This window comes from Streptomyces sp. BA2, assembly GCF_009769735.1.
Lineage (GTDB): Bacteria > Actinomycetota > Actinomycetes > Streptomycetales > Streptomycetaceae > Streptomyces.
Map to the genome: position 1 here is coordinate 460,396 of NZ_WSRO01000001.1, position 18,833 is coordinate 479,228.

17 protein-coding genes are annotated in these 18,833 nt (G+C 68.9%); all 17 read left to right on the forward strand.

From position 1 onward, the window contains the following. Positions 1-380 precede the first annotated feature (380 nt). The 17 genes from E5671_RS01840 to E5671_RS01920 all read left to right on the forward strand — a co-directional run bounded on the left by E5671_RS01840 (position 381) and on the right by E5671_RS01920 (position 18,738). Entirely contained in the window at positions 381-1,451 is a 1,071-nt protein-coding gene (locus E5671_RS01840) for a type III polyketide synthase (protein ID WP_160502233.1), read from the forward strand. A 63-nt stretch (positions 1,452-1,514) separates the two neighbouring features. Then, positions 1,515-2,075 (forward strand): cupin domain-containing protein, encoded by a 561-nt coding sequence (locus E5671_RS01845; RefSeq protein WP_160502074.1) that lies wholly within the window; start codon positions 1,515-1,517, stop codon positions 2,073-2,075. Next, on the forward strand, positions 2,072-3,238 hold the full coding sequence (locus tag E5671_RS01850) for an aminotransferase class I/II-fold pyridoxal phosphate-dependent enzyme (RefSeq protein ID WP_160502075.1): 1,167 nt from the start codon (positions 2,072-2,074) through the stop codon (positions 3,236-3,238). The genes E5671_RS01845 and E5671_RS01850 overlap by 4 nt, the downstream gene beginning before the upstream one ends. Beyond that, positions 3,235-4,230 carry a methyltransferase gene (locus E5671_RS01855; RefSeq protein ID WP_160502076.1) on the forward strand — a complete coding sequence of 332 codons (996 nt, stop codon included), beginning with the start codon at positions 3,235-3,237 and terminating at the stop codon, positions 4,228-4,230. Before E5671_RS01850 ends, E5671_RS01855 begins: the two co-directional genes overlap by 4 nt. A gap of 108 nt (positions 4,231-4,338) precedes the next feature. After that, a complete protein-coding gene (gene wrbA, locus E5671_RS01860) occupies positions 4,339-4,962 on the forward strand; it encodes an NAD(P)H:quinone oxidoreductase (RefSeq protein ID WP_202120931.1) in 624 nt (207 codons plus the stop codon). Positions 4,963-5,004: 42 nt separating this feature from the next. Beyond that, a complete protein-coding gene (locus E5671_RS01865; protein WP_160502078.1) occupies positions 5,005-5,379 on the forward strand; it encodes a DoxX family protein in 375 nt (124 codons plus the stop codon). A gap of 72 nt (positions 5,380-5,451) precedes the next feature. Next, positions 5,452-7,038: a class I adenylate-forming enzyme family protein gene (locus E5671_RS01870; protein ID WP_160502079.1), complete on the forward strand. Its 1,587-nt coding sequence runs from the start codon at positions 5,452-5,454 to the stop codon at positions 7,036-7,038. An 83-nt stretch (positions 7,039-7,121) separates the two neighbouring features. After that, positions 7,122-8,192, forward strand: a complete 1,071-nt coding sequence (locus E5671_RS01875; RefSeq protein ID WP_237329995.1) for an acetylserotonin O-methyltransferase — start codon at positions 7,122-7,124, stop codon at positions 8,190-8,192. Positions 8,193-8,195: 3 nt separating this feature from the next. Then, positions 8,196-9,407, forward strand: coding sequence for a methionine adenosyltransferase (gene metK, locus E5671_RS01880; RefSeq protein ID WP_160502080.1), 1,212 nt, complete (start codon positions 8,196-8,198; stop codon positions 9,405-9,407). Between the two features lie 492 nt (positions 9,408-9,899). Continuing rightward, complete coding sequence (locus E5671_RS01885) at positions 9,900-11,126, forward strand: acyltransferase family protein (RefSeq protein ID WP_160502081.1); 1,227 nt, start codon at positions 9,900-9,902, stop codon at positions 11,124-11,126. Positions 11,127-11,205: 79 nt separating this feature from the next. Continuing rightward, positions 11,206-12,213: a mevalonate kinase gene (gene mvk / locus E5671_RS01890; RefSeq protein ID WP_160502082.1), complete on the forward strand. Its 1,008-nt coding sequence runs from the start codon at positions 11,206-11,208 to the stop codon at positions 12,211-12,213. Beyond that, positions 12,203-13,258 carry a diphosphomevalonate decarboxylase gene (gene mvaD, locus E5671_RS01895; RefSeq protein ID WP_160502083.1) on the forward strand — a complete coding sequence of 352 codons (1,056 nt, stop codon included), beginning with the start codon at positions 12,203-12,205 and terminating at the stop codon, positions 13,256-13,258. The genes mvk and mvaD overlap by 11 nt, the downstream gene beginning before the upstream one ends. Continuing rightward, entirely contained in the window at positions 13,255-14,385 is a 1,131-nt protein-coding gene (locus E5671_RS01900) for a phosphomevalonate kinase (protein WP_160502084.1), read from the forward strand. Before mvaD ends, E5671_RS01900 begins: the two co-directional genes overlap by 4 nt. Continuing rightward, positions 14,382-15,473, forward strand: coding sequence for a type 2 isopentenyl-diphosphate Delta-isomerase (gene fni, locus E5671_RS01905; protein WP_160502085.1), 1,092 nt, complete (start codon positions 14,382-14,384; stop codon positions 15,471-15,473). Before E5671_RS01900 ends, fni begins: the two co-directional genes overlap by 4 nt. Further along, on the forward strand, positions 15,470-16,540 hold the full coding sequence (locus E5671_RS01910) for a hydroxymethylglutaryl-CoA reductase (protein ID WP_160502086.1): 1,071 nt from the start codon (positions 15,470-15,472) through the stop codon (positions 16,538-16,540). The genes fni and E5671_RS01910 overlap by 4 nt, the downstream gene beginning before the upstream one ends. Next, positions 16,530-17,705 carry a hydroxymethylglutaryl-CoA synthase gene (locus tag E5671_RS01915; RefSeq protein ID WP_160502087.1) on the forward strand — a complete coding sequence of 392 codons (1,176 nt, stop codon included), beginning with the start codon at positions 16,530-16,532 and terminating at the stop codon, positions 17,703-17,705. Before E5671_RS01910 ends, E5671_RS01915 begins: the two co-directional genes overlap by 11 nt. Positions 17,706-17,760: 55 nt before the next feature. After that, on the forward strand, positions 17,761-18,738 hold the full coding sequence (locus E5671_RS01920; protein ID WP_160502088.1) for a 3-oxoacyl-ACP synthase III family protein: 978 nt from the start codon (positions 17,761-17,763) through the stop codon (positions 18,736-18,738). The last annotated feature ends 95 nt before the right edge of the window (positions 18,739-18,833 follow it).

Below are 18,833 nucleotides of genomic sequence, written 5' to 3' on the forward strand. Positions count from 1 at the left end.
GCGTAACGTGACCCAAGTCACTTCGAAGAGTTCTTGGCTCGGCGGCATCTGCCGTGTCACGATTTCCGCACTTCCCCCCTGCCCGAAAACGGCAGCGGGGTTGTTCTGTTTTTCGATGCTTCCCCCGGGCGGCGGTGAAGCATGAGCGCCCAGGCGCGCTCCACAGCCCACCGTTTCGGCAGGGAACCCCCGATCCGGGGCTGTGTCCGACGATCGTCGACTCACACCACTTCCGCCGTACTGGACAGGTCGGCGCCGGCTGCAACGTGCCCACCCCAGACCTGGCAGTCCATCCGCGCGACACCTCCACCGGCATCCGTGCCCTGATCCGCACAACGGAACGGGTCCGAAGCCGGACTCTAGAGAAAGTGGACTCCGATATGCCAAGGCTTTGCAAGCCCTCGGTGAGAGTGCCGGAATACGTCATCACAGCGGAAGAGACCCTCGCATTCGCTGAAAGGGTCCACGCCGGGAAGCCGCAGCTCCCTCTGGCGCTTCGCCTGATTCGGAACACGGGGGTGTTGAAGCGGCATATCGTACAGCCCATCGAGAAGACGCTCCAGCACCCGGGACTGACCGAGCGCAACCGCATCTACGAGATCGAATCCAAGAAGCGGTGCCCCGAAGTCATCGAACAAGCCCTGGAAAACGCCGAAGTGACGGCGAACGACATCGACGCCATCATCTACGTGTCGTGCACCGGATTCCTCATGCCGTCGCTGACCGCGTGGCTGATCAACCGCATGGGATTCAGGAGCGACACCCGGCAGATACCCATCGCGCAGTTGGGATGCGCCGCGGGTGGCGCAGCGATCAACAGGGCCCACGACTTCTGCACGGCGCACCCCGGCACCAACGTCCTGATCGTCTCGTGCGAGCTGTGCTCGCTGTGCTATCAGCCCGACGAGGACGACATCGGTTCGCTGCTGTCCGACGGGCTGTTCGGTGACGCGGTCGCGGCCGCCGTGGTCCGGGGCAGCGGTGGAACCGGCATCGAGCTGGAGCGCAACGCCGCCTACCTCATCCCGAACACCGAGGACTGGATCTCCTACGCCGTGCGGGACACCGGCTTCCACTTCCAGCTCGACCGCCGGGTGCCCGGCACCATGGAGCCGCTGGCCCCCGTGCTGCGAGAGTTCGCCGCGAGCCACCAGTGGGATGCGGGCAACCTCGACTTCTACATCGTTCACGCCGGGGGCCCCCGCATTCTGAACGACCTCGCCAAGTTCCTCGACGTCGACCGCAAGGTCTTCCGGCACAGCCGGGCGACCCTGACCGAATACGGGAACATCGCGAGCGCGGTCGTACTAGACGCCGCTCTCAGGCTGTTCGAAGAGGACACCCCGATGCTCGAAGCCAGGGGCCTGATCGCGGGCTTCGGTCCCGGCATCACTGCCGAGATGGCATTGGGCACATGGAACAGCGGCGACGCGTCGCGAATCATCGATTGAGGCCGGCGAAGCGACCGTCGCCCACCTCCGAGCGGAATCTCGAACGGAAAAGGAAGTGACCGAATGACTGGCCTCATCGTCCCGCCGGGTCAGGGACGAAAGCTGATCACGCCGGCGCAAGAGGTGACCTTCAAGGCTACTGAGGCGCACGGCTCGTCGATATCGATATTCGAGGTGGTTGTACCGCCCGGATTCGATGTCGGGGCTCATGTGCACAACCATTCCCAGGAGTTCTTCTACGTTCTGGAGGGCGAGCTGGACCTCCTGGCGTTCGAGCCGACCAAACGTACCGAGGAGAGCTGGCAGGACTGGGAGTCCTCCGGCGGGGACCACGTCGTCCGCGCGGGCGAGGGCAGCTGCATGTTCGTTCCCCCGGGGACGCCGCACGCGTTCAGGAACGGCACGGACAAACCGGCACGCATGCTGTTCCAGAGCTACCCCTCGCCCGATCACGAGCACTACTTCGAGGAGATCGTGGAGATCTTCTCGGCCCCGACGGTGGATCCCGAGGCCGTCGAGGAGATGCGTCGGCGTTACGACGTCAGTCAGATCACGCCGCTGCGCTACGAGCCCCCCGCTCTCCACGCTGCCCGGACAGCCGAGCCTGGAGGGCAGGCCCGGTGAACGCGACGGACGCAATCCCCCTGGTGCACGCGAGCCTCGGTGAGCGCGAACTGGCGGCAGTGGCCGAGGTGTTCGCCTCGGGGTGGCCGGCCGGTCAGGGGCCGAAGGGCAAGGCGCTTGAGGCTCAGCTCGCCGAGCGCTACGGCGTGGGCGACGCGGTCGCGGTGAGCAACTGCGGGGCCGCGCTCCACCTGGCCCTGATGGCGCTCGGCGTCAAAGCCGGTGACGAAGTGATCGTCGCTGACTACACGTTCCCGGCACCTGCCCACGCGGTGCGGTACCTCGACGCGGTCCCGGTCTTCGCCGACGTGCGCCCCGACACCGGCACCGTGGACCCGCAGGCGGTGGCGGATTTGGTCGGTCCGCGGACCGTGGGTGTGATCGCCGTGGACACCGTCGGCCTCCCCGCGGACTACGCGCAGCTGCAGGCGATCGCGGATCGCCACGGCCTGTTCCTGGTCGAGGACGCCGCCTGTGCGGTGGGCGCCACGTACCAGGGACGTGAGGCCGGTGCGCTGGCCGAGGTGGCCTGTCTGTCCTTCCACGGACGCAAGGGCGCCACGAGTGGCGAGGGCGGTGCCCTGCTGGCCGCCGACCCGGCCATCGGGGCGGACGCGCGACTGCGGTCGTCCTTCGGCATCGGGAGCATCTTCGACCAGTCCCAGGTCGTCGGCCTGCCGATCCCGGAGTTCACCGAAGTCGGGTACAACTTCAAGCTCTCCGACATCGCCGCGGCCATCCTCCAGGTGCAGATCGGCCGGATCGGCGAGCTGCTGGCACGCCGCAACACCATCGCCGGGCAGTACGGCCAACTCCTTGCCGACGAAAGCCTGCTGACGGTGCCTCATGTTCCCGAGGACCGTACCCACGCCTGGCAGTCCTACGTCGTCACGCTGGACGCGAGCGTGGACCGCGCCGCGGTCGCCGCTGATCTGCGCGCTCAGGGCATCGGCTGCGGTCACGGCACGTGGGCGACGCACGTCCAGCCCGTGTTCGCGTCGGAGCACAAGTGCCCGGTGTCGGCTGATCTCTTCCAGCGCAACCTCGCCATACCCATGCACGCGGAACTCAGCGAGAACCAGGTCGAGCGGGTCGTGGACGCCCTGCGCGCCTCGCTGCGGGCCCACTCGGCGTCCACCCTGATCCCAGGAGGGGTCGCATGACGGACAATCAGCCGGCACCGGACGGCGTACTGCGCCTGATCAACGGCTACTGGGCCACCGGCGTACTCGGCGCCGCGGCCACGCACTCGCTCTTCACCCACCTCGAGAACGGCGCGGAGACGGCCGATGAGCTGGCCACCCGCGCCGACATCGCCGAGCGCGGCGCGCAGACCCTCCTCGACGGACTCGTCAGCCTGGGTCTGGTCGCGCTGCACGCGGGCCGGTACCGCAACACACCGGAGGCCTCCGCGTACCTCGTCGAGGGCAAGCCCGCCTCCCTGAGCAGTTTCGCCAAGCTCAAGCTGAAGCACATGGGCGCCCTGGTCGCCCTGCCGGACGTGGTCCGCGCCGGTGGCCCGGTGACGGACCCGACGACCGAGGTGGCCGACAACCCGCACTGGGAGGAGGTCGTCCCGGCGATCGCCGCGCAGTCGGTGCCCGCCGCGACGATCGCCGCCGAGGTGCTCGGGCTCGCCGACGCGGGCGAGGTCTCCATCCTCGACGTGGGCGGCGGTTCGGGGATCTACTCGGCCATCTGGCTGGAGGCCAACCCGGCGGCCCGCTCGACCCAGCTCGACTGGGAGCCGATCAACGCGATCGCCCGCCGGCTGCTGGCCGAGCGCGGGGTGGCCGACCGGTTCACCTGCATCGACGGTGACTTCCACACCACCGACTTCGGCACGGCGAAGTACGACATCGCCCTGTACTCCCACATCGCTCACCAGGAAGGGCCCGAGGGGAACGTGGAGGTCTTCACCAGGCTCCGCAACGCCCTCAAGCCCGGCGGCGCCGTCGTGATCTGCGACTACGTCGTCGACGACGACCGCAGCGGTCCGGCCTTCCCGCTGATCTTCGCCTCGGAAATGCTGCTCAAGAGCAAGCAGGGCGGCACCTGGCGGCAGAGCGACTACCGCGACTGGCTCGTCAAGGCCGGCTTCGAGGACGTCTCGTTCCACTCCGCACCGCCCGCCACGCTGGTCGTCGCCCGGTAGCAGCGCGCGGGCCGGGCATCGACCGGAGGGCGCCCCGCAGGCCGGCGGCGTCCCCCTGGTCGACCCGGAGTCCGGTCGCAGCGCACATGGAACTCCATCAAGGAAGGGATGCCAGCCGTGGAACCCGTGAACGTCGCCATCGTCTACTACAGCGCGACGGGCAGTGTTCATGCCCTGGCCAAGGCCGCCGCCGAGGGGGCGGAGAAGGCCGGCGCGACCGTGCGCCTGCGCAAGGTCCGCGAACTGGCCCCGCCGGAGGCGATCAACGCCAACCCGGCCTGGGCCCAGCACATACAGGACAGCGCCGACACCGCCGAGGCCGTTCTCGACGACCTGGGCTGGGCCGACGCCCTGCTGCTCGGCACCCCCACCCGTTTCGGCAACCCGGCAAGCCAGCTGAGGGCGTTCCTCGAGACGACCGGCCCCCTGTGGGCCCAGGGGAAGCTCGCCGACAAGGTGTGCTCCGCCTTCACCGCGAGCAACACCCCGCACGGCGGCCAGGAGTCCACCATCCTGGCGCTGTCGAACACGTTCTACCACTGGGGCGGCATCATCGTGCCGCCCGGCTACACCGACCCTATCCAGTTCAAGTCCGGTAATCCCTACGGCACTTCACACGTAGCGGGGCGGGGCGCGCCAAGCGACGAGACCTTGGCGGCAGCCCGTCACCAGGCTCGGCGCGTCGTGGACACCGCGGCAGCACTCAAAGCCGGCCGCGCCACCACCGCCTGAGGACCTTCACGCCGTGCACGTCCATACAAGGAGACAACTCTCGTGAACATCGCACTGTGGATCGTCGCGGTCGTGCTGGGCGCAGCCAGCCTGGCCGGAGGCGCCATGAAGCTGCTCCAGCCCACGGAGAAGCTGGCCGCGGCCGGCTTCGGCTGGGTCGAGGACTTCGACCCCCGCGGCGTCAAGGCCATCGGCGCCCTCGAAGTGCTGGCCGGAGTGGGCCTGATCCTGCCCGCCGTGCTCGACGTCGCGCCGGTTCTGGTGCCGTCGGCCGCCGCGGGCATGGTGCTGCTGATGGTCGGCGCGGCCATCACGCACTCCCGTCGGCAGGAGGCCCAGGCGATCGTGGTCAACGTCGTCCTGCTCCTGGTGGCGGGCTTTGTGGCATGGGGCCGCTTCGGCCCCCACTCCTTCTGACCCGGCGCGGTTCCTGCGGCGCCACCTGATCGGCGCTTCGCGTCCCTCGCTCACCGCTAAGGAGAAGTCCCCATGAAGGGCTCCATCGCCTACAAATCGATACAGAAACGCGGGCTTCACATCGGCCTCCTGCCCGAGATGGCAGCGGCCGTGAACGCGTCGACGCCGATCACGCTGGATCACGACCTCGACGTCCTGCCCAAGGCGGGACGGCGCCTGACGGTCACTCAGTACGCCGAGCACGTCGACGACCTGGCGGCCCGGCTGTGGGCGGCCGGTGTCCGGCCCGACGAGCACGTCGCGCTCTACAAGAGCGCCAACGCCGACATCTGGATGCTCGCCGCAGCCGCGGCCCGCATCGGCGCGGTCCTCGTGATGCTGTCGCCCGCCCTGAACCCCGAGACCGTCGCGGCCCTGCTCAAGCGGGTGGACCAGCCGAACCTGCTCACCGACGGACACAAGCTCGACCTGCTGGCCGGCATACCGCTCGCGGACCTCACCCAGCGAGTCATCACCGCGAACGGAGAGCGGCCGGGCGCCGTATCGCTCGCCGAACTCGCCGGCGCCCCGCGGGTCAGGCCGGTGATCCGGCCGATCGACGAGGCCGCCGTGATCACCCACACCTCCGGCACCACCGGCATACCCAAGCTCGTGGTGCACACTCCGCGCACCCAGGGCCTGCGCCTCATCCCGCAGTGGCGACTCCTCTCCCTGATGCGGAAGAAGGACACCGTCGCGATCCACGTCCCCTTCGTGCACTCGCGGATGGTCGCGGCGACATCTCTGGCGCTCCTGCGGGAGTCGCCGGTCCTGCTCCTGCGGGAGTCGGATCCGGCCGAGGTCGCCGAGCAGCTCATCAAGCACCGTCCGGCACTCGTCGAGGCGCTTCCCAACTCCCTGATGGAGTGGGAGGGACTGGCTGACGACCCGCGCGCCCCGTTCGGGTCGGTGAAGGTCTTCAGCAGTACGTTCGACGCGATCCACCCCGGGACGATGAGCAAGCTGCTCAAGGCGTCCAACCGGCGTAGGGCCCTGTTCTTCCAGATCTACGGCCAGAGCGAGGTCGGCCCGGCCGTCGGCCGCGCCTACTTCCGCAACTTCGCCCACAAGGCGAACGGCCGCTGCGTCGGCTGGGCCATGCCGAAGGGCGCCGCGAGGATCCGGGTGGTGAGCCGGGGCGGGCAGCCCCCGAGCGAGAAGAGCCCCGGCTTCATCGAGGTCGCGTGGGACGGCCTGGCGAAGACCTACTTCGCCGAGCAGGACCGCTACGACAGCAACCGCAACGGCGACTGGTGGCGGACCGGGGACGTCGGCTACCGCACCAAGCTCGGATGTCTGCACATGCTCGACCGGGAGATCGACATGATCCCCGGGGTGCGCAGCTCCCTGGAGGTCGAGGACGTCGTACTGAGCAAGCTCGACGAGCTCAGCGAGCTGGTCGTGGTGCAGGGCCCGGGCTCCGAACCCATCCCCGTGATCTGCACCGTCGACGACGCACCACTGGACCGCGCCCGCTGGCGCGCGGCCGTCGCCGACTTCCCCCAGCTGGCCGACCCCGTCCAGATTCCGCAGGCCGAACTGCCCCGGACCGCCACCTTGAAGGTGCAGCGAACCGAGCTGTCCAGCCGGTTCCAGAAGCAGCTCGAAGACAGGACCTGACGAGCTCATGCACATCTGGCCATGGCCCTGACCACGTTCTCGAACGGCTCGGCCGGGCAACCACATCGAAAGGGATCACTGCAATGACGTCAGATGCCACACTCGCGCGGTTCCGTGAATACATGGTGGGCCCCTCGCGGTTCATGAGCCTGCTGTCCTGCTTCGAACTGGGCATCGTCGACCGGCTCCGGGAGAGCCCCGGTCTGACCGCGGACGAGCTGGGCAAGGCCGTCGGCGCCAAGCCGGACGCCGTGGAACAGCTCCTTCTCCTGCTGGTCAAGGAGAGCTTCATCGCGTACGACGAGGACTCAGGCGCCTACACCCTCGACGCACTCGCCGACGTCGCCGAGAGCGACCTGCGGCGAGCACTCGCGTACATGAACCTCATCAAGGTCACGGCGCTCCGGCAGCTGTTCTACCTCACCGAGAGCGTGCGCAGCGGCACGATCGTCGGTCTCAAGGAGCTCTACGGGGCCGAAGGCACCTTGTACGACGCCGTGGCGGACCACAGGGATCTGCGGGACGCCTGGTCCAAGCTGATGGACACCGTCACCGCCAACATCGACCCCTGGTTCTTCGGCAACGTCGACATACCCTCCGGCGCCCAGGTCCTCGACCTGGCCGGCAACACCGGCCTCGGAGCGATCCACACCTACCGGCACAAGGCCTCTGAGGGTCTGAAGGTCACCACCTTCGACCTGCCGGAGAAGGAGAACGAGGCGCTGGAGAACTTCAGGACTCACGGCGTGGGGGAGCACTGCTCCTTCATCGGCGGCAACGTCTTCGACGAGATCCCCAAGGGCTTCGACACCGTACTGATCAAGCACTTCCTGGACATGTTCGACAAGGACGACGTACTCAAGATCCTCGGAGGCGTCAACAAGGCGCTTGAGGTGGGCGGGCAGGTCAACATCCTGGTGCCGGTGTACCCCGAGAACATCAAGGACACCGACAACTACAACGTCGACTTCTTCCCCGCCTTCTTCATCGGCGCGGCGATGGGACAAGGCGGCCCGCAGAAGCTGTCGACCTATCAGAAGTGGCTGGAGGAGAGCGGGTTCAAGGTGACGAAGGCGATCACCAAGGACGCCGCCGACATTCCACGGGACGTCATCCCCGTTCAGGCCATCCTGAGCGCGACGAAGGTTGCGTGAACCATGTCCCGTCGTCTGTTCACCTCGGAGTCGGTGACCGAGGGGCATCCCGACAAGATCGCCGATCAGATCAGTGATGTGATCCTCGACGCGCTGTTGCGTCAGGACCCGGCGTCGCGCGTCGCGGTGGAGACGCTGATCACCACTGGCCAGGTGCACATCGCGGGTGAGGTCACGACCTCCGCGTACGCCGACATCGCCGCGCTGGTGCGGGAGAAGATCCTCGAGATCGGCTACGACTCGTCGGTCAAGGGATTCGACGGCGCCTCCTGCGGCGTTTCGGTGTCGATCGGTGCGCAGTCCCCGGACATCGCGCAGGGCGTCGACACGGCGTACGAGTCCCGGGTCGAGGGTGTCGGGGATGAGCTGGACCGGCAGGGCGCCGGTGATCAGGGTCTGATGTTCGGGTACGCGACGAACGAGACGCCGACGCTGATGCCGCTGCCGATCGAGTTGTCCCACCGTCTCGCGCGTCGTCTGACGGAGGTCCGCAAGGACGGCACCGTGCCGTATCTGCGTCCTGACGGCAAGACGCAGGTCACCATCGAGTACTCGGGCAGCCGGCCGGTCCGTCTGGACACGGTGGTGGTGTCCTCGCAGCATGCGAGCGACATCGACCTGGACTCGCTGCTCACGCCCGACGTCCGGGTGCATGTCGTCGAGCATGTGCTGGCGGAGCTGGCGCAGGACGGTATCCAGCTGGAGACGGAGGGCTACCGTCTGCTGGTGAATCCGACGGGCCGCTTCGAGGTCGGTGGTCCGATGGGTGACGCGGGCCTGACCGGCCGCAAGATCATTATTGATACGTACGGGGGCATGGCCCGCCACGGCGGGGGTGCCTTCTCCGGCAAGGATCCCTCCAAGGTGGACCGTTCGGCGGCGTACGCGATGCGCTGGGTGGCCAAGAACGTGGTCGCGGCGGGTCTGGCCGACCGGTGTGAGGTGCAGGTCGCGTACGCGATCGGCAAGGCCGAGCCGGTGGGCCTGTTCGTGGAGACGTTCGGGACGGCCACCGTCGCGGTCGAGAGGATCGAGGCGGCCATCGGCAAGGTCTTCGACCTGCGTCCGGCCGCGATCATCCGTGATCTGGATCTGCTGCGGCCGATCTATTCCGCGACGGCTGCCTATGGTCATTTCGGCCGTGAGCTCCCGGAGTTCACCTGGGAGTCCACCGACCGTGCCGACGCCCTGCGCAGGGCGGCGAAGGCGGTCTGAGGGAGCAGGAAGTGCTGCCGGTCCTTCCCGGCGCCACAGCCGGCGGTGCGTGGTCCTCCCCCGGCCGCGCACCGCTTTTCCCGCCCGATGCGGGCCTCGACGAAGCCGCCGCTTTGAGTGACCTGCATCACCTCAAGTGGCTCTATGCGTGAGAAGGCACCCGTGTCACTATTCCCCTACATCACCCCTGCCCGAAAAGTGCTCCGCGTGCATGCCGACGGACCAAGTCCGCCCCGGCGCCGCTGAATTCCCGCAAAGCCTTCTCGCGACGAGCCGGAGCACGGGCACTTCTGATCAGACCGCCGGGCCCACTGTGCGAGCACCGCACGGTGACGTCGCCCGGCAACTCCCCTCGCGCGAGCCGGAGTTCGACTCCGCCGCGTCATCGAGCCATCGATCGGCCTCGTCGGCCTCGGCCATGTCGCGTGCCCCCTCGCGAGTTCAGCGCGCACTCCCAGCAGGCCGCATCTCTGACCGAAAGGCAGTGCGCACATGGCAGAACACACACCCGTGGCCGACATCAACGGTGCACCGCAGCGCCCGGCCACGCTTCCCTCACTGACCGGCATCAGGTTCCTCGCGGCCCTGCTCGTGTTCCTTGCACACAGCACCATGCTCTTCAACCCGCTGCAGCCGACCGCGCCCTTCACCTTCTTCGCCGACCAGGACGTCGCGAAACCGCTGGCCGACTTCTTCGATTCCGCCGGAAACATCGGCGTGTCCTTCTTCTTCGTGCTCAGCGGCTTCGTCCTTGCATGGTCCTCGAAACCCGGCGAGCGGGTCACGAGTTTCTGGCGGCGCCGTGCGCTGAAGGTCTATCCCAACCACATCGTGACCTGGGCGCTGGCCATGTGGCTCTTCGCCTCCGCCACCCCGCTGCACGCCTGGCTGCCGAACCTGTTCCTGGTGCACACCTTCAGCAACAAGGTCGACACCGTGCAGAGCGTCAACTTCCCCTCCTGGTCGCTCTGTTCGGAGCTGCTCTTCTACGCGCTCTTCCCTCTGTTCATCGTTCTGGTGCGACGGATCGCGGAGCGCAGGCTGTGGCTGTACGCCGGCGGCATGGTCGCCGGTGTGGCGAGCGTGACGCTGGTGACGCGGTTCATCCCCGGCGACGCCACACTGCCGGGGCTCGAACTGACGGTGAACCAGCAGTGGTTCAGCTACGCGTTCCCCCCGCCGCGGCTGTTCGAGTTCGTCCTGGGCATGATCCTGGCCCGCATCGTCGTCGCGGGCCTGTGGCCGCGCATCGGAATGCTGCCCTCGGCGGTCGTCTTCGCCGGGGGGTACTACGCGGCCATCGCCGCCCCGGCCCCGTACAGCTTCAGCCTCGCCACCATCGTTCCGATCGGCATGATCATCTGCGCCGCGGCCTCGTCCGATCTGCGGGGCGGGAGCGGCTGGCTCGCCGGCCGGACCATGGTGTGGCTGGGCAACGTCTCCTTCGCCTTCTATCTCGTCCAGGTCCTGGTGATCTTCTACGGCAGGCCGGAGTTGCTGGAGGGCCGTACCTTCGGCACCGCCACGGCCCTCGGGCTGCTGATCGCGCTGTTCGCCGCGAACCTGCTGGCCGCCTGGCTGCTCTACAGCCTGGTGGAACGGCCGGTGATGCGCCGCTGGAGCCGCAGCAGGAAGCCGCCCGAGCAGGGTGAGCCGGAAAGGGCGGCGCAGAGCGTGCCGCGAACCACGGAGTACGTGCCGACCGGCAAAGCCGTCTGAGCCGCGCCGGCGGCCCCCACGACCTCCAGAACTCCGGATCTGCGATCCCCATGCAGAAGCGACAAGGGAGCTGAGCGCGTTGACTCTACCGACTTCGGCGGAGGGGGTATCAGAGAACTACTGGGTGCGTTCCATCGGCACCGGCAGCGCCCACGCCAAGGCCATTCTGCTCGGGGAACACGCGGTGGTGTACGGCGCTCCGGCGCTCGCGCTGCCGGTTCCGCAACTGAGGGTCATGGCAAGCGCCGGCTGGTCCCCGGCCCCCGCCGACGACCAGTACGACGTCCTCTTCACGATGACCGGTTCCGCATCGCGACCGATGATGACGGAGGCCTCCGGCAGCCTGGGCCGACTGGCCGCCGAGTTCAAGGCCTTCGTAGGAGCGCCCGAAACACCGAATCTCGACGTGATCGTCGACTGTGCGATTCCGCCGGGCCGGGGCCTCGGGTCGAGTGCGGCATGCGCCCGCGCCATCGTTCTCGCTCTCGCCGATCTCTTCGGCCGTGAGGTGTCGGAGAGCACGACGTTCGACCTGGTGCAGACCGCCGAGCGCGTCGCGCACGGCCGGGCGAGCGGCGTCGACGCCCGGGCCGTCGGCGCGTCCGCCCCCCTGCTGTTCCAGGCCGGGGAAGTGCAGGAACTGCCCATCGGCTGCGACGGATTGTTCATCATCGCCGACAGCGGCGACGTGGGCAGGACCAAGGACGCGGTCGAGCTGCTGCGTGAGGGATTCCAGCGGCATGCCGGAGCGCGGGAGAAGTTCGTGCGCGGGGCCTCGGACCTGGTCGAGGAGGCCAGAGGAGCCCTCGCCGACGGCACGCCGAAGAAGCTCGGCAGGTGCCTCACGGACAACCACGAACTCCTGCGCGCGGCCGGCCTCAGCACCGCCCGGATCGACGCCCTGGTCGAGGCCGCGCTCGGTGCGGGCAGCCTCGGAGCCAAGATCACCGGAGGCGGCCTGGGGGGCTGCGTGATCGCGCTGACCCAGATGGAACAGGCGAGGGAGGTCACCCGGCGGCTGCACGAGGCCGGCGCCGTGCAGACATGGGTCGTACCGCTGAGAGGGTCTGGCCACCATGCGCTCTGAACACAGGGTCACTTCGGTCCGCTCCCAGGAGCGGGGCACCGCCGCGAGTGCCACTGCCGTCGCGCACCCGAACATCGCGCTGATCAAGTACTGGGGCAAACACGACGAGCGGCTCGTGATTCCACGGACCGACAGTCTCTCGCTGACCCTGGACATCTTCCCGACGACCACCCGCGTCCAGCTCGCTCCCGAGGCGCAGCACGACGCGGTGACGCTCGACGGAGTACCCCTACGAGGAGAGGCGCAACGGCGCGTCATCGCGTTCCTCGAGCTGGTTCGTGAGCGGGCGGGATCGCTCCAACGCGCCGTCGTGGACACGGAGAACACCGTCCCCACCGGGGCGGGCCTCGCGTCGTCCGCGAGCGGGTTCGCCGCTCTGGCCGTCGCCGCCTCGGCCGCGTACGGACTCGACCTCGACGCCACCGCGCTGTCGCGTCTTGCCCGGCGCGGATCCGGGTCCGCCTCGCGGTCGGTCTTCGGTGGCTTCGCCCTGTGGCACGCGGGCAGCGCCACCGCCACGGCCGCGGAAGCGGACCTGGGCTCCTATGCCGAGCCGGTGCCCGTGGGAGACATCGACCCCGCGCTGGTCATCGCCGTCGTCAACGCGGGCCCCAAGTCCGTGTCCAGCCGCGAGGCCATGCGGCGGACCGTGGACACGTCGCCGCTGTACGAGGCGTGGGCCGTGTCCAGCAAGGACGACCTGAACGAGATGCGCGCCGCGCTGCACCGGGTCGATCTCGACGCGGTGGGAGAGATCGCGGAACGCAACGCCCTTGGAATGCACGCCACCATGCTCGCGGCGCGTCCGGCGGTGCGCTACTTCGCCCCGGCCACGCTCACCGTGCTCGACAGGGTGCAGCAGCTCAGACGGGAGGGGACACCGGCCTACGCGACCATGGACGCCGGACCCAACGTCAAGGTGCTCTGCCATCGGCAGGACGCAGGGCGGGTGGCCGAGGCCGTGCGCGGCGCGGTCCCCGACGGCACGGTTCTCATCGCCGGGCCGGGGCCCGCGGCCCGCCTGCTGCACGAGGACGGCCCATGACCCGCCCGCCGAGCGTCGTCCGGCACGCGCCGGGCAAGTTGTTCGTCGCGGGCGAGTACGCGGTGGTCGAGCCCGGCACCCCGGCGATCCTGGTCGCCGTCGACCGGTACGTCACCGTCACCGTCTCCGGATCCGGAAACGGTGACGGTGACGGTGACGTCGTCATCTCCTCCGACCTCGGCCCGTACCGGACGCACTTTCAGTGGCGGGAGGGCCGGCTCGGCAGGCACGGCGCGGGCGACGGATGGAGCCCGCACGGTGCCAGGTCCCATGTGGTGTCCGCGACCGAGACAGTGGGACGCCTGCTGACCGAACGCGGCTTGTCCGTACCCGCGTTGAGCATCTCGGTCAGCAGCGCTCTGCACGAGGGCGGTACGAAGTTCGGGCTCGGTTCGAGCGGCGCGGTGACCGTGGCGACCGTCGAAGCCGTGGCGTCCTTCTGCGGCCTCGCGCTGACAGCCGAGGACCGGTTCCGCCTGGCCGTGCTCGCGACGGCGGGCATCGACGCCAGAGCCTCCTGCGGTGATCTCGCCGCGAGCACGTGGGGCGGCTGGATCGAGTACCGCTCGCCCGACCGGGCCGCCGTCCTCGACCTCGCCCGGCGCCGGGGAGTGGAGGAGACGCTGCGCGCGCCCTGGCCCGGTTTCGCCGTACGCCGGCTGCCACCGCCCCAGGGGCTCTCACTGGAGGTCGGCTGGACCGGAAAACCGGCTTCCACCACGTCCCTCGTGTCCGGCCTGGACCGGCGCAGGGCCTGGCGGGGCAGCACGTCCCACCAGAGGTTCCTGGAGACCACCACCGACTGCGTGGACACCGCGATCGCCGCGCTCCGGCGCGGTGACCGCCACGACCTGCTGCATCGGATCCGGCGCGCCCGGCAGGAGTTGGCGCGCCTCGACGACGAAGTCGGCCTCGGCATCTTCACCACCGAGCTGACGGCGCTGTGCGACGTCGCCGAGGCCGAGGGCGGCGCCGCCAAACCCTCGGGAGCCGGCGGCGGTGACTGCGGCATCGCCCTGCTGGACACCGAGGCGTCGTCGGACACCGCTCGCCTGCGCGAACGGTGGACCGAGGCCGGGGTGCGGCCCCTGCCGATCCGTCCCGCGATGGAAAGGAACGAGGAATGATCGGCCAACGCAAGGATGACCACGTCCGCCTCGCTGCCGAGCAGCAGCGTGCGCACAGCGGAAGCAACCAGTTCGACGAGGTGTCGTTCGTCCACCACGCCCTGGCGGGCATCGACCGGCCGGACGTCTCGCTGTCCACGGCCTTCGCCGGCATCTCCTGGCAGGTGCCCCTCTACATCAACGCGATGACCGGCGGCAGCACGAAGACCGGGATCATCAACCGGGACCTGGCCATCGCCGCCCGTGAGACCGGCGTGCCCCTCGCGTCGGGATCCATGAGCGCGTACTTCAAGGACCCCTCGTGCGCCGGCACGTTCAGCGTGCTGCGCACGCAGAACCCGGACGGGTTCGTCCTGGCGAACGTCAACGCGACGGCCTCGGTCGAGAAGGCACAGCGGGCCGTCGACCTGCTGCGGGCCGACGCCCTGCAGATCCACATCAACACGGTGCAGGAAACGGTGATGCCGGAGGGCGACCGGTCGTTCTCGTCCTGGGTCCCGCAGATCGAGAAGATCGCGGCGGCCGTCGACGTCCCCGTGATCGTCAAAGAGGTCGGCTTCGGACTGAGCCGTGAGACCGTCCTGACACTGCGGGACCTGGGCGTACGGGTGGCGGACCTCGGCGGCAGGGGCGGTACGGACTTCGCCCGCATCGAGAACGGCCGGCGGGAGTTCGCCGACTACGCGCACCTCCACGGCTGGGGACTCTCCACACCCGCCAGCCTCCTGGACACGCGGGACGCCGGCATCCCCGTACTCGCGTCCGGCGGCGTCCGTAACCCCCTGGACGTCGTGCGCGCACTGGCGCTCGGCGCCAGCGGAGTCGGCGTGTCCGGGGGATTCCTCCGCACGCTCCTGGACGACGGCGTGACGGCGCTGATCGCGCAGATCACGACCTGGCTCGACCAACTGGCCGCGCTGCAGACGATGCTCGGCGCGCCTACCCCCGCCGATCTGACGCGCTGCGATCTGACGGTCCACGGAGACCTCCGCACCTTCTGCATCGACCGAGGCATCGACACGAGGTCGCTCGCCCGGCGTTCCCGCTCTGTCGGGGCCCCCGACGAACTGATGGGAAGTACACGATGACTGACGCACACGCGACAGCAGGGGTCCCGATGAAGTGGGTGGGGCCCCTGCGCATTTCGGGGAACGTCGCCACCACCGAGACCCACGTCCCGCTCGCCACCTACGAGACGCCGCTGTGGCCCTCCGTCGGTCGCGGGGCGAAGGTCTCCATGCTGGCCGAGAACGGCATCGTCGCCACCCTCGTCGACGAACGGATGACCCGGTCGGTGCTCGTCGAAGCGGTGGACGCGCAGACGGCGTACACCGCCGCGCGGACCATCGAGGCGCGGATCGAGGAGCTGCGCGACGTCGTGCGCACCTGCAGCAGATTCGCCGAACTGATCGGCATCCGGCACGAGATCACGGCCAACCTGCTGTTCATCCGGTTCGAGTTCTCCACCGGCGACGCGTCCGGGCACAACATGGCGACACTCGCCTCCGACGCGCTCCTGAAGCACCTGCTGCAGACCGTACCGGGAATCTCCTACGGATCGATCTCGGGAAACTACTGCACGGACAAGAAGGCGACCGCGGTCAACGGCATCCTCGGACGCGGCAAGAACGTGGTCACGGAGCTCCTCGTGCCGCGCGACGTGGTCGAGGCAGTGCTGCACACGTCGGCCGCGAAGGTGGTCGAGCTGAACATACGCAAGAACCTGCTCGGCACCCTGCTCGCCGGTGGTATCCGCTCGGCGAACGCCCACTTCGCGAACATGCTGCTCGGCTTCTATCTGGCCACGGGCCAGGACGCGGCCAACATCGTCGAAGGATCCCAGGGCGTCACCATGGCCGAGGACCGCGACGGCGACCTCTATTTCTCCTGCACGCTGCCGAACCTGATCGTGGGCACCGTGGGGAACGGCAAGGGTCTCGGATTCGTGGAGACCAACCTGACCCGGCTCGGCTGCAAGGCCGACCGCGTCCCCGGGGAGAACGCGCGCCGCCTCGCGGTCATCGCGGCGGCGACCGTGCTGTGCGGCGAACTCTCGCTCCTGGCGGCGCAGACGAACCCGGGTGAACTCATGCGCGCACACGTCCAACTGGAACGCGACAACAAGATGAAGGTCGGTGCAGGACATGGCCAGTGACGCCGCCATAGGAATCCACGATCTGTCGTTCGCGACATCCGAGTTCGTCCTGCCGCACACGGCGCTCGCCGAACACAACGGCACCGAGGTCGGCAAATACCATGTGGGCATCGGCCAGCGGTCGATGAGCGTGGCCGCCGAGGACGAGGACATCGTGACCCTGGGCGCGGCCGCCGCCGCGCCCATCATCGCCCGCCACGGCACCGACGAGATACGCACCGTCGTGTTCGCGACGGAGTCGTCCATCGACCAGGCCAAGTCGGCCGGTGTGTACGTCCATTCACTGCTCGGGCTGCCGACGGCCACCAGGGTCGTCGAACTCAAACAGGCCTGCTACGGAGCGACGGCAGCCCTGCAGTTCGCCATCGGACTCGTGCACCGCGACCCCACGCAGCGGGTGCTCGTGATCGCGAGCGACATCTCCAAGTACGAGCTCGACAGCCCGGGCGAGGCGACCCAGGGCGCGGCGGCGGTGGCCATGCTGGTGGGTCCGGACCCCGCTCTGGTGCGCATCGAGGGACCGTCGGGCCTGTTCACCGCCGACGTCATGGACTTCTGGCGGCCCAACTACCGGGAAGCCGCCCTGGTCGACGGGCAGGAGTCCATCACCGCGTACCTCCAGGCGGTGGAGGGCACGTGGAAGGACTACACGGAGCGGGGCGGTCACGCGCTCGAGGAGTTCAGCGCGTTCTGCTACCACCAGCCCTTCACGAAGATGGCCTACAAGGCGCACCGCCACCTCCTGAACACCTGCGGATACGACACGGATGACGCCGAGATCAAGCGCGCCATCGGACAGACCACGGCCTACAACGCGGTCATCGGCAACAGCTACACCGCATCGGTCTACCTCGGCCTCGCCGCGCTGCTCGACCAGGCGGACGACCTGACCGGCAAGTCCATCGGCTTCCTCAGCTACGGATCCGGCAGCGTCGCCGAGTTCTTCGCCGGGAGCGTCGTCCCCGGATACCGGCAGCACCTGCGGACCGAGGCACACCGTGAGGCGATCGACCGGCGCCGGCCCCTCGACTACGCCGCCTACCGCTGGCTGCACCAGCGGTCGTTCCCGGCCGACGGCGGTGACCACCCCACCCAGGAGCAGACCAGCGGGACGTTCCGGCTGGCGGCGCTGCGCGGCCACAAGCGCATCTACGAACGGCACTGAGCGAGATTCCAGAGGTTCCAGCCCACTCAAGTCCCCCTGAAAAGAGGACAGGCGCATGACCGACATCGGGATTCTCGGTACAGGGGCCTATGTGCCGGACCGAATCGTCTCCAACGACGAAGTCAGTGCGGCAGCAGGAGTCGACGACGCCTGGATCGTCCGCAAGACCGACATCCGCGAACGGCGCTGGGCCGCCCGCGACCAGGCCACATCGGATCTGGCCACGGCAGCCGGGCGTGCCGCGCTGGAGTCGGCCGGCATCAGCGCCGACCAGTTGTCGGTCATCGTGGTCGCCACCTCCACCCCCGACCGGCCGCAGCCGCCCACCGCGGCCTACGTGCAGCACAACCTCGGTGCGACGGGAGCGGCGGCCTTCGATGTCAACGCCGTCTGCTCCGGTGAGGTGTTCGCGCTCTCCGCGGCCGAGGGCGTGCTCGCGAGGCACGGCGGCCACGCGCTGGTCATCGGCGCCGACCTCTACTCGCGCATCCTGAACCCCGCCGACCGCAGGACGGTCGTGCTGTTCGGCGACGGTGCCGGTGCGATGGTCCTTGGCCCGGGCGGCCGGGGCGCGCGCATCCGGCACCTCACGCTGCACACGTTCGGCGAACTGACGGATCTGATCCAGGTGCCCGCCGGCGGCAGCCGGCTGCCCTGCGACCAGGCCGCCCTCGACGCGGGGTTGCAGTACTTCGCGATGGACGGGCGGGGGGTGCGGCGCTTCGTCGAGGACCGGCTGCCGTACCTGACCAAGCAGTTCCTGCACGACGCCGGTGTCGTCCCCGACGACATCAGCCACTTCGTCCCGCACCAGGCCAACGGCGTCCTGCTCGACACGGTCTTCGCGGAGCTCGCCCTGCCCAAGGCCACCATGCACCGGACTCTGGCGCGCTACGGCAACACGGGCGCCGCATCCATCCCGATCACCTTGGACGGGGCCGCCCGCGCGGGCGCCTTCCGCCCGGGCGACCTCATCCTCCTGGCCGGCTTCGGCGGCGGCATGGCGGCGGGATTCGCACTGGTCGAGTGGTGAAAGGGCGGTAGGCCCCGGCGCGCCTGACGTCTCCGTGCGTCTCCGTGCGTCTCCGTGCGGAGCAGGGCCTTCGTCCCCGTGCCCGATATCGGCAG